The organism is Paenirhizobium cremeum (genome assembly GCF_022884085.1).
In the GTDB taxonomy this organism is placed as follows: Bacteria; Pseudomonadota; Alphaproteobacteria; order Rhizobiales; family Rhizobiaceae; genus Allorhizobium; species Allorhizobium cremeum.
This window is the reverse complement of the sequence record NZ_JAGGCS010000001.1, coordinates 440,932-454,376: the sequence shown is the minus strand read 5'-3', so window position 1 is coordinate 454,376 and position 13,445 is coordinate 440,932. Positions and strand designations below refer to the sequence as shown.

At 62.7% G+C, this 13,445-nt stretch carries 12 protein-coding genes; 2 read left to right on the top strand and 10 right to left on the bottom strand.

Translation table 11 applies throughout. The features are described 5' to 3' along the window. Positions 1-4 precede the first annotated feature (4 nt). The 4 genes from J5N58_RS02195 to bcoG all read right to left on the bottom strand — a co-directional run bounded on the left by J5N58_RS02195 (position 5) and on the right by bcoG (position 5,788). Positions 5-2,059: an acetate--CoA ligase family protein gene (locus J5N58_RS02195; protein ID WP_113443542.1), complete on the bottom strand. Its 2,055-nt coding sequence runs from the start codon at positions 2,057-2,059 to the stop codon at positions 5-7. Positions 2,060-2,096: 37 nt separating this feature from the next. Further along, positions 2,097-3,257 carry an acyl-CoA dehydrogenase family protein gene (locus J5N58_RS02190; RefSeq protein WP_244709443.1) on the bottom strand — a complete coding sequence of 387 codons (1,161 nt, stop codon included), beginning with the start codon at positions 3,255-3,257 and terminating at the stop codon, positions 2,097-2,099. A gap of 87 nt (positions 3,258-3,344) precedes the next feature. Beyond that, positions 3,345-4,835 carry a carnitine 3-dehydrogenase gene (locus J5N58_RS02185; protein WP_112827967.1) on the bottom strand — a complete coding sequence of 497 codons (1,491 nt, stop codon included), beginning with the start codon at positions 4,833-4,835 and terminating at the stop codon, positions 3,345-3,347. Between the two features lie 38 nt (positions 4,836-4,873). After that, entirely contained in the window at positions 4,874-5,788 is a 915-nt protein-coding gene (gene bcoG / locus J5N58_RS02180; protein WP_113339099.1) for a 3-dehydrocarnitine:acetyl-CoA trimethylamine transferase BcoG, read from the bottom strand. Positions 5,789-5,911: 123 nt separating this feature from the next. On the opposite strand from bcoG, the gene J5N58_RS02175 reads away from it, so the two are divergent. Next, the gene (locus J5N58_RS02175) at positions 5,912-6,895 is read left to right on the top strand and encodes a GlxA family transcriptional regulator (RefSeq protein ID WP_113439092.1); all 984 of its coding nucleotides are present in this window, start codon (positions 5,912-5,914) and stop codon (positions 6,893-6,895) included. A 10-nt stretch (positions 6,896-6,905) separates the two neighbouring features. Here the strand turns inward: J5N58_RS02175 and J5N58_RS02170 are convergent, their stop codons facing one another. The 5 genes from J5N58_RS02170 to J5N58_RS02150 all read right to left on the bottom strand — a co-directional run bounded on the left by J5N58_RS02170 (position 6,906) and on the right by J5N58_RS02150 (position 11,770). Then, complete coding sequence (locus J5N58_RS02170) at positions 6,906-7,667, bottom strand: SDR family NAD(P)-dependent oxidoreductase (protein WP_244709441.1); 762 nt, start codon at positions 7,665-7,667, stop codon at positions 6,906-6,908. A gap of 5 nt (positions 7,668-7,672) precedes the next feature. Next, positions 7,673-8,497, bottom strand: coding sequence for an ABC transporter permease (locus J5N58_RS02165; protein WP_112827971.1), 825 nt, complete (start codon positions 8,495-8,497; stop codon positions 7,673-7,675). Further along, complete coding sequence (locus J5N58_RS02160) at positions 8,497-9,360, bottom strand: ABC transporter permease (protein WP_112827972.1); 864 nt, start codon at positions 9,358-9,360, stop codon at positions 8,497-8,499. Before J5N58_RS02160 ends, J5N58_RS02165 begins: the two co-directional genes overlap by 1 nt. Positions 9,361-9,468: 108 nt before the next feature. After that, positions 9,469-10,629 carry an ABC transporter substrate-binding protein gene (locus tag J5N58_RS02155; protein WP_244709438.1) on the bottom strand — a complete coding sequence of 387 codons (1,161 nt, stop codon included), beginning with the start codon at positions 10,627-10,629 and terminating at the stop codon, positions 9,469-9,471. Positions 10,630-10,675: 46 nt separating this feature from the next. Continuing rightward, a complete protein-coding gene (locus J5N58_RS02150) occupies positions 10,676-11,770 on the bottom strand; it encodes an ABC transporter ATP-binding protein (RefSeq protein WP_113443535.1) in 1,095 nt (364 codons plus the stop codon). 200 nt (positions 11,771-11,970) lie between these two features. Between J5N58_RS02150 and J5N58_RS02145 the strand changes: the two genes are divergently transcribed. Then, positions 11,971-12,774, top strand: a complete 804-nt coding sequence (locus J5N58_RS02145; RefSeq protein WP_113443534.1) for a helix-turn-helix transcriptional regulator — start codon at positions 11,971-11,973, stop codon at positions 12,772-12,774. 6 nt (positions 12,775-12,780) lie between these two features. On the opposite strand, the gene J5N58_RS02140 is transcribed toward J5N58_RS02145, so the two are convergent. After that, on the bottom strand, positions 12,781-13,410 hold the full coding sequence (locus J5N58_RS02140) for a DAK2 domain-containing protein (RefSeq protein ID WP_244709436.1): 630 nt from the start codon (positions 13,408-13,410) through the stop codon (positions 12,781-12,783). Positions 13,411-13,445 lie beyond the last annotated feature (35 nt).

Here is a 13,445-nt window from a genome sequence, read left to right as displayed (position 1 = left end):
GCAGTCAATTCCTCTTCCGGATCAGGGCGTCGACGGCGACGACGCCCATGCCATGCGGCAGCACCATCACGGGATTAACGTCGACTTCTTCGACTTTCGTCGCATTGGTTGCGACATAATGTGCCACGGCTGCGACGGTTTGTATCAATGCATTCTTGTCGCCGGCCCGTCCACCGCGGTAGCCGTCCAGCAATTTCGAAACCTTAAGGCGTCCGATCGTTTCACTGATGGCATCCGACGTCGTCGGCAGTGTCAGGATGGCGCTATCCTCGAGCAGTTCAACGAGAATTCCGCCCGCGCCAATCGTCAGCACCGGGCCGGCGACGGGATCGTGCATCGCGCCGATAATGATTTCGGCAACCGGCTTTGGCGCCATTTCCTCGACAAGAAAACCGTTTGCGACGGAGACCATTAGCGCCGCGGCTTCACGCACAGCAACAGCATCGCGCAGGTCGAGACGAACCGCGCCGGATTCGGTCTTGTGAGCAACGCCGAGACCCTTGAGCACGACCGGGAAGCCGATCTCGCCGGCTGCCTTTGCTGCCTCGTCCGGTGTCCGAACGACCTGACCTTTCGGGATGGGGACGCCAAAAGCTGCAAGCTCTGCCTTGGCCTGGTCCTCGAAGAGCATTACGGCTTCGCCGTCAACGATGGCAGCATCTATCAGAGGGGCGGGCGTCGGCTTTGTCCAGGCGGAACCGATTGCTGCTGCCGTTTCTACTGCGGTCAGCGCCTCGTCGATACCAGAGAAGGGCACCACCTTTTCTTCCATCAGGCCGAGCGCGATATCTTCCGGCATATTCTCGCCAAGGCTTGCGACGACACCTGCGCGCGCGCCTGTCGCGCGGGCGGCGGCCACGACGGCATCGACCGTCGTCATCCAGTCGCTGGAATCGCAACGGTCGCCGCGTGGGAAATCGAGTACGACAAGGTTCATCGTGTAGCCACCGGACATCATTGCGGTGAAGGCCGTGGTCTGGCGTTCCAGATTGCCCCAGACGAAGGTGTGATAATCGAGCGGATTGGCGAGCGTCACCATTTCGCCCAGGCTTTCACGCAGGGGACCCAGTTGCTCGGGCTTCAGGTCACGATAGTGGATGTTCCGGCCGACCGCGGCATCCGACATCAGCGAGGCCTCGCCACCGGAGCAGCTCATGGAGGAGATATCGCTATTTTCGAGCGGTCCGTAGAGATGCAGCAGCTTCAGCGTTTCCAGCATGGCCGGCAGGCTGTGGACCCGGCCGATGCCGAGACGCTCCAGAATCGCGCCCGAGACGGCGTCGTTGCCGGCGAGGGACGCCGTGTGCGAGACGGTCGCCTTCCGCGCCGCTTCGGACTTGCCGACCTTCAGCGCAATGACGGGTTTCTTCAGCTCGCGGGCCCGCAGCGCCAGCCGCTCAAGGGTGCGGATGTCGTCGAAGCCTTCGATATGGAGTCCGACAGCGGTAACGCGTGGGTCTTCAAGCACGGCGCAGGCGAGGCCGGAAAGGCCTGTCTGGGCCTGGTTTCCGGCCGTCATCAGATAGGCGAGCGGCAGTCCGCGGGTCTGCATGGAGATGTTGCAGGCTATGTTGGACGACTGCGTGAGGATGGCGACGCCTTTCGTCGCGCGGACCATGCCGTGCTGGTCCGGCCAGAGAAGGGCGCCGTCCAGCATGTTGATGAGGCCATAGCAGTTGGGACCGATGATCGGCATGTCGCCGGCGGCGGCCACGAGCGCTTCCTGCAGGTCGCCGCCATCAGACAATTCGCTCATTGCCTCACGAAAACCGGAGGCGTAACAGACAGCGCCGCCCGCGCCGATGGCGGACAGGTCGCGGATGATGTCGATGGTCAGTTCCCGGTTGACGCCGACAAAGGATGCGTCGGGCGGTGCGGGGAGGTCGGCCGTGCTGCGATAGCATTTGCGGCCGAAGATCTCGTCCAGCTTCGGATGAACCGGCCAGATCTCGCCGGCGAACCCCATCTTGTCGCATTGCTCGATGACCCGGCGCGCCTCCTTGCCGCCATAGACGGCGATCGATTTCGGACGGATCAGGCGGTCGAGGGGACGGATCATGGGCTAACGTTCTCCACGGGAGCGATCGGTTTCATCCTCACGCTCCCAACGGTCTAAGCAGTTCGCGGCTGATGATGTGCCGCTGTATTTCCGAGGTGCCGTCCCATATGCGTTCGACGCGGGCATCGCGCCAGAAGCGGGCAAGCGGCAGGTCGTCCATCAGGCCCATGCCGCCATAGATCTGGATTGCCTCATCGGTGACGCGGGCGAGCATCTCCGTGGCGAAGACCTTGGCTGAGGCGATTTCGCGGTTGGAGGGCAGTCCCTGATCGAGCCGCCATGCCGCCGAGAGCGTCAGGAGGTCGGCGGCGTCGATCTCGGTAATCATGTCGGCGAGCTTGAACGACACGCCCTGATTGGTGCCAATCGGCTTGCCGAACTGCTTGCGTTCGGCGGCGTAGGAAAGCGCATAGTCGAAGGCGCGCCGCGCCCGGCCGACCGAGGTTGCCGCAACCGTCAGGCGGGTCGCATAGAGCCAGTCGTTGGCGATGTCGAAGCCCTTGTGCAGCTCTCCCAGGATCTGGCTCTTCGGCAGGCGGCATTCGTCAAAGGTGAGGATGCAGTTCTTGTAGCCGCGATGGGAGACTGAGGAGTATCCGTCGCGGATCTCGAAGCCGGGTGTTCCCCGGTCGACGAGGAAGCAGGTGATGAGCTTCTTCGGGCCGCGTGGGGTTTGTTCCTCGCCGGTGGCGATGAAGACGATGACGAAGTCGGCGATGTTGGCATGGCTGATGAAATGCTTGGTGCCGTTGACGATCCAGTCGTTGCCGTCAGGTCGCGCGAAACACTTCATGCCCCGGACGTCGGAGCCGGCATCCGGCTCGGTCATGGCGAGGGCGTCGAACTTGTCGCCGCGCACGGCCGGAAGCAGATATCTTTCCTTCTGCTCGTCGTTGCAGGCCATGAGGATGCCGGAGGGCCGTCCGAAAAATACCGTCAGCGCCATCGATCCGCGGCCGAGTTCGCGTTCGACCAGGGTGAAGGTCGTGTGATCGAGGCCGGCGCCGCCGACCTCTTCCGGGAAATTGCAGCCGAAGAAGCCGATTTCCTTGCATTTGCGAGCAATGTCCTGCCCGAGTTCCGGCGGCACAATGCCGGTTCGCTCAACTTCGTCCTCATGCGGGTAGATTTCCGTCTCGACGAAATCCCGCACCGTCCTGACGATCATTTCCTGTTCTTCGGTCAGCCCGAAATTCATGCACTTCCCCCCAATTCTCCATTAGTGACGTGCCGTTTTGCCACTCCCGCCGGCCTGCAGGACCGGCGGGAGTGGCAAGGTCTGACTTCATTTCTTCTGTCCCACATGCCGTCCCGCCGCTTCAGGCTTCGGCAGGCTCGCATGGGCTTCGGCGATTGCCTTCACCTTCGAAAGCACGCTTTCCGGAGCAGGTGCCGCCTTGCCGGCCTTGGCATCGACATGCAGCAGCATCTGCTCGGCGGTGGCGATTGTCTCGTCGTCCGCAGCGCGGTGGATCGTGTGGAAGACGTGGATGCGTTTTTCATCCACGGAAAGAACCTGGCAGGTGGAGTAGAGCGCTTCGTTGACCTTGGCTTCGCCGAGATGGCGAATGTGTGTCTCCACCGTGTAGTAGCTGTGGCCGTCCTTCACGTAAGCGTCATCCACGCCGATCAACCTGAGCAGTGCGTCCGAGGTGTCGCCGAAGACCTGAAGGTAGCGGAATTCGGTCATGTGGCCGTTATAGTCGGCCCAGGACGGGTTGACCTTGACGTCGAGAAGGCGGAGCGGCTTTGCGGCGTCGGTATCGACCGAGAGCTTGCCGGCATTGGCCCAGAGGCGGGATTCGAAATCGGCCAGCAGCTTGCCTGCGCCCCAGCCCTTGCCGCCGTTTCCGCCCTTCAGCGCCTGCATGATGCCGACGAGGTTTTCGTCGCGGATGCGTTCGAGTTCGCGGATGCCATAGGCGCCGGATTGCGCGTCCGACTGGCTGCCGATCTTGTCGACCAGCGCGTCGTCGAGATCGACGACATCGGTGAACTTGGTCCAGGGCCACTGGAGGCAGGGGCCGAACTGGGCGAGGAAGTGGCGCATGCCAGCCTCGCCGCCGGCGATACGATAGGTTTCGAACAGACCCATCTGCGCCCAGCGCATGCCGAACGAATAGCGGATCACGTTGTCGAGGGTTTCGGTATCGCAGATGTCGTCCTGAATCAGCCAGAGCGCTTCGCGCCACAGGGCTTCGAGCAGGCGGTCGCCGACGAAGGCCTCTATCTCCTTGGCAATGACCACGCCTTCCATGCCGATGGTGGCGGCAAGTTCCTTGGCTTTCGCGATGGTTTCCTTCGAGGTCTTCTGGCCGCCGACGAGTTCGACCAGTGGCAGAAGGTAAACGGGATTGTAGGGATGGGCGACGAAGAAGCGTTCGGGATGCTTCATGTCGCGCTGGAGGTCGGTCGGCATCAGGCCGGAAGTGGAGGAGCCGATCAGGGCGGACGGGCTTGCGGCCGCGTCGATCTGGGTCAGGACGCCGCGCTTCAGCTCCAGCCGTTCCGGTACGCTTTCCTGAATCCAGTCAGCATCTTGCACGGCTTCCTCAATGCTTTTGGCGAAGGAAAGCGTGCCGCGCGGCGGCAGCGGCGCCATGGTCAGCATGCCATAGGCGCGCTCGGCATTGGCCAGCACTTCGCCGACGATACGGGTCGCCTCCGGATGCGGGTCGTACATCGAGACGTCTATGCCGGCGAGCAGGAAGCGGGCGGCCCAGGCCCCGCCGATGACGCCGCCGCCGACACAGGCGGCCTTGTTGATCTTGGTCATGCAGAAATTCCCTGTATCTCTCGGTTGCCTGTTCCGGATCAGCTGCGCGGCGCGCGCTTCACCAGCTTCAGCTTTTCGCGCACTTCGGCCGGGCCGATGACGCGGGCGCCCATGCCTTCGATGACCTGCACGGCCTTTTCGACGAGCTGGGCGTTGGTGGCGAGCTGGCCCTTGCCGACATAGAGGTTGTCCTCGAGGCCGACGCGAACATTGCCGCCGGCGAGTACGGCGGCTGCCGGATAGGCCATGGCGTTGCGGCCGATGGAGAAGGCCGAGAAGGTCCAGTGCGAGGGCACGTTGTTGACCATCGCCATGAAGGTGTTGAGGTCATCGGGCGCGCCCCAGGGAATACCCATGCAGAGCTGGATCAGGACCGGGTCCTCGATCAGGCCTTCTTCGGCGAGCTGCTTGGCGAACCAGAGGTGGCCGGTGTCGAAGGCCTCAATCTCGGGGCGAACGCCGAGGTCCGTCATCAGCTTCGCCATGGCGCGCAGCATCGACGGCGTGTTGGTCATCACGTAGTCGCCGAGGTTGAAGTTCATCGTGCCGCAGTCGAGCGTGCAGATTTCCGGCAGGCATTCGGCGACATGGGAGACGCGCTCGCTGGCGCCGGCCATGTCGGTGCCCTTGGGGTTCAAGGGAAGGGGGCTTTCGACATCGCCGAAAATCAGATCGCCGCCCATGCCGGCGGTGAGGTTGAGGACCACGTCGACATCGGCTGCGCGAATGCGGTCGGTGACTTCCCTGTAGAGTTCGTTGCGGCGGCTTGCTGCACCGGTTTCCGGCTCGCGGACGTGGCAGTGAACGACGGCGGCGCCTGCCTTTGCTGCATCGATGGCGCTTTCGGCGATCTGCTGGGGGGTAATCGGTACGTGCTTCGACCTGGAAGTGGTGTCGCCGGCGCCGGTAACGGCGCAGGTGATGAAGACGTCGCGATTCATGGCTAGTGGCACGGTCAGGTTCTCCCTCTTTTGTTAGAGCTATTACGGGCCAGTTTTGAGGAACGTGCTTTGCGTGAACGGATCAATTCTATACAGTATCGGAACTGATCCGATGCTCTTTCAAAAGACCCTTGCATGGCGGAAGACCCGATCCAGACGACGGAGCTCGACATTCTTGTCGTTCCGGAAACCAATCTCATCCTAGTGGCCTCGGTGATCGAGCCGTTGCGCGTCGCCAACCGGGTCAGCGGTCTTGACCTTTACCGCTGGCGCATCATGAGCCCGGACGGGCTGGCGATCGAGACGAAGAGCCGCATTCCCGTACCGGTCGACGCGGTCTTCCGGCCGGAGAACGAAACAACCCCGCTGTTCGTGCTGTCGAGCCACAACTGGCGGCGTTATGCGACCTCCGCGCTGAAAACCCTGCTGGCAAAGTCCGCCCGCCATCGGAGCGTCGTCGCCGGGATCGAATCCGGTACATGGCTGCTGGCCGAAACGGCGTTGCTCGACGGTTTCTCGGCAACCTCGCACTGGGAGGACTACGAGGAGTTTTCCTCCTCCTATCCGCAGGTGCGCACCGTTCGGGAGCGCTATGTGATCGATGGAAAACGTATCACCACCGGCGGTTCTCTGCCGACGCTCGACCTGATGCTGGAGCTGATCCGTCGCCGTCACGGCTATTCCATGGCGTTGGAGGTGTCGCGGCAGTTCATCTACGAGCAGGGCGGGACGCCGGGCGATGCGGCGGCGATGCCGTCGACCGGCAGCGTGCGGCTGGCCGATCCGAGGGTCAGCCATGCCATGCGGTTGATGGAGGAGCATATCGAGCAGCCGCTGACGCTGGCGCGGCTCGCGCGGCGCGTCGGGGTCAGCGACCGTTACCTGCAATCCCTGTTCCGAGAGACAATCGGCGCGCCGCCGCATGTGCATTATCTGGCTCTCAGGCTCAATGCGGCGCGGCGCAAGGTGATCGAGACGCGGCTTGCCTTTGCCGATATCGCGGCGCTGACCGGTTTCAATTCGGCTTCGGCCTTTGCCCGCAGCTACCGGGCGCATTTTAGGGAAAGCGCTTCCGACACCCGCCGGCGGTTGCGGCCGGGCAGCGGGTTGGCCGCGTAGTCTTGGCCGCTCAGGATACGGTTTCGCCGCCGTCGATCACGAGGACCTGGCCGGTCATATAGGACGAGCGGTCGGAGACGAGGAAGAGGACGGCTTCGGCGATCTCCTCGGTGCTGCCGAAGCGGCCGAGCGGCACCTTTCGCCGGATATAGGTTTCAAGCTCCTGTCGTCCGCCCATCTGGCGGATGAAGGGATCGTTGAACGGGGTGTCGACCCAGCCGGGGCAAAGGGCGTTTACCCGGATGCCGAACTTCGCATAGTCACCGGCCATCTGTTTCGTCATGGCGATAACCGCATGTTTCGACGTCGTGTAGGCGATCATCTCGCGGTCGTAGAGGATGCCCGAGGATGACGAGGTGTTGACGATGGCTCCACGACCGGCGGCCTTCATCGCCGGCATAACGAGGCGGGCCGCCATGAAATGGGCGCGCACGTTCAGGTCCCAAGAACGATCGAAGCCTTCGACGGTGACGGTTTCCAGATCGCCTTCGACCTGGGCTCCTGCATGGTTGTGCAGGATGTCGATCCTGCCATGACGGGCGAGCACGCTGGCAAAACCATCGCTGAGGGCGGCATCGTCGGTGACGTCGAGAACGAGCGCCTCAGCCGAACCACCTGCTGCCTCGATGTCCGCGACGGCGGATTGCGCGGCGTCGGCGTTCCGGTCGGCGACGACGACATGGGCGCCCTCGCGGGCGATGATCGCGGCCGAAGCGCGGCCGATGCCCGAGCCGGCGCCGGTGACGATGGCGACGCGGTCCTTGAGGATCATGGGATTTACTCCGTTTCCGAAGAGGCCGGCTTGCGCTCGCGCATCAGGCTGCGTGCGCCGACGATCATCAGCAGTGAGGCGGCGAGCACCATGGATGCAACGGCGTTGATCTCCGGCGTGATGCCGCGGCGGATCGAGGCGAAGACATACATTGGCAGCGTGGTCTTCGAGCCCGCGACGAAGAACGCGATGATGAAATCGTCGAAGGAGAAGGTGAAGGCAAGCAGGAAGCCGGCCACGATGGATGGCAGGATCTGCGGCAGGACAATGGAGCGGAAGGTGGTGAACGGCGTGGCGTAGAGGTCGCTCGAGGCTTCCACGATATCCCGGCCGAGGCTGGCGATACGCGCTTTGACGATCATGGTCACAAGCGCCATGCTGAACAGGCCGTGGGCGGCGATCACGGAGCCATAGCCGAGCCCGAGTTTCGGCGCGGCTTCTCCCGGCCAGATCGCCGTCAGCACCGGATTGACGAAATTGAAGACCTCGACCAGCGCGACGAGCGTCGCGATGCCGATGACGACACCCGGAACGACGATTGCCGCGGAAAACAAGCCATCGAAGATCGCCCGCATGCGCGGAGACATGCGTTCCATCGCAAGCGCCGCCATGGTGCCGAAGAGAGCAGCGAGGAGGGCGCTGGTCAGGCCGATGACAAGGCTGTTCCACAGGGCGTTCATCAGGAAGGTATTGCCGAGCGCCTTGCCATACCACTGGGTCGAGAAGCCGATGAATTCGGATGCGTTGCGGCCGGCATTGAACGAGAACAGGACGACGAGCGCGATCGGCGCATAAAGGAACAGGTAGACGCTGGTGATGAAGGCGCGCATCAGACGAGATCCACTTGCCTTGTACCCGAGACACGCCAGGCAATCCGCATGGCGATCATTAGGACGATGACGACGATGAGCACGAGGGTGACGGCAATCGCAGAGCCAAAGGGCCAGTTGCGCGATTGCAGAAAGAGGTCGACCAGCGCATTGCCGAGGAAGAAGACCTTGCCGCCGCCGAGAAGCTGCGGGATCAGGTATTCGCCGAGCAGCAGGATGGTGACGAGCGCCACGCCTGTCATGACGCCGGGCAGGGAGAGCGGCAGGGTGACGCTGAAAAAGGTCGAGATCGGCTTGGCGCCAAGATCCGCTGAGGCCTCCAGCAGGCGCCTGTCGAGTTTTTCGAGGCTGACATAGATCGGCATAATCATCAGCGGCAGATAGCCGTAGACGATGCCGAGCAGGACTGCGCCGGGCGTGTTGAGCATGCGGACGTTATCGATGCCGATCATATCAAGCAGGTTCGGAATGCCGCGGGAGCCCAAAATGTACATCCAGGCATAGGTGCGCACGAGCAGGCTCGTCCAGAAGGGGATGATGACGAGCGAGACGAGGAGAAGCCGGTGGCTTGGGCTCGCCTTGACCGCGAGGTAATAGGCCGCCGGATAGGCGATTAGCAGACAGAGCAGAGAGCCGATCGGCGCTAGCGTCAGCGTGTTGACATAGGCCATCGAGCGGGCGCCGAGATTGGCGTAATGCTCCAGCGTGAAGCCTGGCTGGTAGCCGCCGGCCGCGCCGCGTTCGCCGAACGAGAAGACCATCATGGCGATGAAGGGCAGCACCAGGAAGAAGAACAGCCACAGGGCCGCCGGCGCGATCAGCGCCGCGGTCACAAGCCGTTTCCTTGTGTCGAGACTGGCCATGGGTCGAAATCGATCCTGAAGGAGTTTGAACGGAAGACCCCCGCCGTGGTCCGCCTTGTATCGGCGGGGGATGGGAAGCGGGCGGCGATGAATCGCCCGGCTTCATATTCAGGCCGATTTGAACCGCGCCATCAGTTCGGCGCGGCCGGGATCGGTCAGCGTCACGGCGGCGCCGAATTCGAGCGGCGTCAGCGCTGCTTCGTCCGGATAGACGATCTTGTTCGAGGTGACTTCCTTCGGCAGCAGGTCGATGACGCGGCTGTCGGTCGCCGGAGCGCCGTTGGCGACGTGTTCCTTCACCGCGACGGCCGGGTCCATCAGGAAGTTCAGGAGCGCATAGCCGGCCGCCTTGTTCGGGGCGTCCTTCGGGATCGCGTAATAGTCGGTCCAGATCTCGCCGCCGTCCTTGCCGAGGATATAGGCGATATCGGGAATGTCGCGATTGAGCTGGGCGCCGTCATTGGTCCAGCACATGGTCAGCCAGGCATCGCCGGCGCGCATGGCGGGCTGGTAATCGCTGTTGATCGCGAAGAGATGCGGCTTCACCTTGAGCAGCAGTTCCTCGGCCTTGGCGAGCTCCTCCGGCTTGATCGAGTTGAAGGAGTAGCCAAGCGAGACCAGGGCGCTGCCGATGGTGGTGAGCTGGTAGTCATGTACCATGGCGCGGCCGTCCGCCTCGGTCATGGCGATCTCGAAGAAGTCCTTCCAGCTTGTCATGGGCTTCTTGATCTTGTCGGTGCTTACCGCAAAACCGGTGGTGCCCCAGTTCTTTGGCAGTGCAAAGGTCTTGCCGTCGATCTTGCCTTCCGATGTGAAGCGCAGGCTCTCGGTGGACGCCGAGAAATTCGGTATCTTCGACAGATCCAGTTCGTCGATCAGGCCGAGCTGGACATAAGTGGAGATCGTGTAGTTGGTCGGTACGAACAGATCCCAGCCGGAGGCGCCCGCCTGGAGCTTGGCCAGCATCTCCTCGTTGGAGCCGAAGACGTTGACCTCGACGGCGACGCCGGTCGCTGCGGTGAAGGACTCGAAGGTTGCAGGGTCATGATAGTTTGGCCATGTGGCGATCGACATCTGTTTGCCGAGATCCTCGGCCATCGCCATTGACCCGAACGGCCGCATCGCGCCGCCCATGACCGTGGCGGCAAGGCCGAGACCGGTTACGCCGAGGAAGTGGCGGCGGGTTACGGAACCACACTTCAGACGCATGAACTCATCCATGAAGCGTTCGGGCGTGATTAGCGAATTATCCTTTTCTTTCCTGCTCATGTTGCTGTTCCCTTTGTTCTTGCGTGATGTTTTCTTGTAATGCGCGTCATGCTGAAAAAATGTGAACGGTCTGCGGGTCGAAGCCGAGCGCGACCTCCGTGCCCGGATCGTGCAGGCCGGTTTCGGCCGGCTGGCGTTCCGTGGTGACGAGCACATCGCCGATGCCGGGCACAGCCACGCAATATTCGACGCTCGACCCGAGGAAGATCCGGTTGGTCACACGACCTTTCAGGACGTTGGCTGCCGCGTCCGTGGCGGTCGAAAGCGCGATTGCCTCGGGGCGCACGGACAGGATCGCCTTGCCGGTCGAAAGCTCCCGTTTCACCGGTGCGGTGATCGTCAGGCCGTTGCCGAGGCGGACCATGCAGCGATCGGTGCCGCGCGCCTCGATTTCGCCTTCCAGGCGGTTGGTCTTGCCGACGAATCCGGCGACGAAGAGGTCTGCGGGGTTGTCGTAGACTTCCTGCGGCGGAGCGAGCTGGACGATCCGGCCGGCATTCATGACGCAGACGAGATCGCTCATCGACAGCGCCTCTTCCTGGTCATGGGTGACGAGCACGAAGGTGATGCCGAGTTCCCGCTGGATCGTCTGCAGTTCTATCTGCATGGCAGTGCGCAGGTTCTTGTCGAGTGCTGCCAAAGGTTCGTCGAGCAGGAGGACCGAGGGACGGTTCACCAGCGCCCGGGCAAGCGCCACGCGCTGTTGCTGACCGCCGGAGAGTTCATGGATCCGTCGTTTGGCAAAGCCGCCGAGCCGGACCATTTCGAGCGCGGAGGCAACCCTTTTCGTGATTTCTGCGCCGGGCAGGCGAGGGCGGAGCTGTCTCAGGCCATAGGCGACGTTGTTCTCAACGTCGAAATGCGGAAAGAGCGCATAGTGCTGGAACACCATGTTCACCGGGCGGCGATAGGCCGGCACGCCACGCATCGGAGTGCCGGCGATCATCACCTCGCCTTCGCTCGGCTGCTCGAAGCCGCCGATCATCCTGAGGCAAGTGGTCTTGCCGCAGCCGGATGGCCCGAGGAGCGCCAGAAACGCACCTTTCGGAACTGCGAGTTCAATGTTCTTCACTGCGGTCACGGCACCATAATTCTTGGTGACGGACCGGAATTCGATGTCGTTGACTGACGTTTGCGTCACGTCTGTTCCCCGCGGCTAGAGGTTTTTTATATTGGCACTCTTCGTTGCCTTGCCACCGTCGCTAGGCAGAAGAGTAGTCCTGCCTTCATTTCGCGGTATATACCCCGAGAGAGGTATTTTGCTGCAAATTGTGTCATGGAAGATATACTTCTGCCGCGCTCCGGAGGAGAGACCGCGGACATGCAAAGGATCTAGAGGCAATGCCGATCGACCATGGAAACCTGTTTCAGGCCGCGGCCTCGCTGGTCGGTGTGGAGGCGCTTGCCGATGCCGATGTGGGGGAACGCTTCCGCCGGCTGATGGCAAGCCTCACGCGTTTCGATCATGTCGTGGTCTTCGCCTACCGGGGGGAGCAACGGCCGATCGATCTCTATGCCACCTTCAACGAGAAGGAGCACGAGCTCTTCGTCAGCCTCTATCAGGACGGAGCCTATCTGCTCGATCCGTTCTACTGGAATGCGACCGCGGCCGGCGCCGGCGTTTTCCGCATGCGGGAGCTGGCGCCCGACCGGTTCTTTTCCAGCGAATATTACCGGACCTATTACGGGCAGACCGGCCTTGCCGAAGAGGTGGGCTTCTTCGTCACGCTTCCGGGCGATGTGACAATCGTGCTCTCCCTGATGCGCAAGGAGGTATCCGGGGTCTTCTCGGCAAGCGAGTTCGCGCTTCTCAAGCAGGCCGAACCCCTGGTCGCCGCGATCGTGCGGCATTTCTGGGCGGATACCGGCAAGCGTTTCGATGCGGCGCGGGCCAGCCGCAAACGCGGCCATGGGGACGGTCCCGGTCCGCAGCGCATCTGGCGGGATCTCAACCTGACGGCCCGGGAGGCCGCAATCATCGAACTCGTCCTGCAGGGGCATTCGTCCGAGTCCATCGGACTGAGGCTCAACATCGCGACCGGCACGGTGAAGGTGCACCGCCGCAATGTCTATCGAAAGCTCGGCATATCCTCTCAGATCCAGCTTCTGTCGCTTTACCTCGAGACGCTGCCGACGACGGCCTGAGCGGGATCAGCGGAAGCTGTCGCGCAATGCCCGGATCATCAGCAGGGCGGAGAGCGCCCCGGCATCGGGCGGACGCCGGCCGTTGACGAAGTTGGCATCGGCGCCATGGATCATCGCACCCGTCTCAACGCCGTCTTCGGCAGCCACGAGCGCTGCGGCCAGACAGGCGGCGGGATCGTCGTTGTTCGCGGCGGCCTCCGCATAGGCGGCGGCCGCAACCTGCCAGATGTCGGCGATGTTTCTGGTTTCGCTTCCGGCCTTGCCGTGGGCCGCAATGCCGGCCGCCATTTCCTTGAACGCCTTGGCGAAGTCAGCGGCCGTCAGCGCTTTCTTGTGCATCGTGGCGGTTCCGGCGCGGCGAAACGCACTGGCGTAGAGCCGGGCCGACGCGGCGTCGAAGGTCATCAGGCTTTCGGCAACGATATCGAAGAGTTCGGCCGGTGTTGCCTCATCCGGTTCCAGCGTCGCAAGGTGGGTTTCGACACCGCAGAAGACGCGGGCCATGGTCTCGCCATGGTCACCGTCGCCATCGATGCGGTCGACGCGGGAAAGCATGCTACGGTTTTCCGTCATCGCCGCCGCGATCTCGGAAAAGGCCTCCAGCAGGGAGACGGTGGTGATTGCGGGAGCCGTCATGCCAACGCCTCCCTGATATTGGTCAGCTGTCGTTC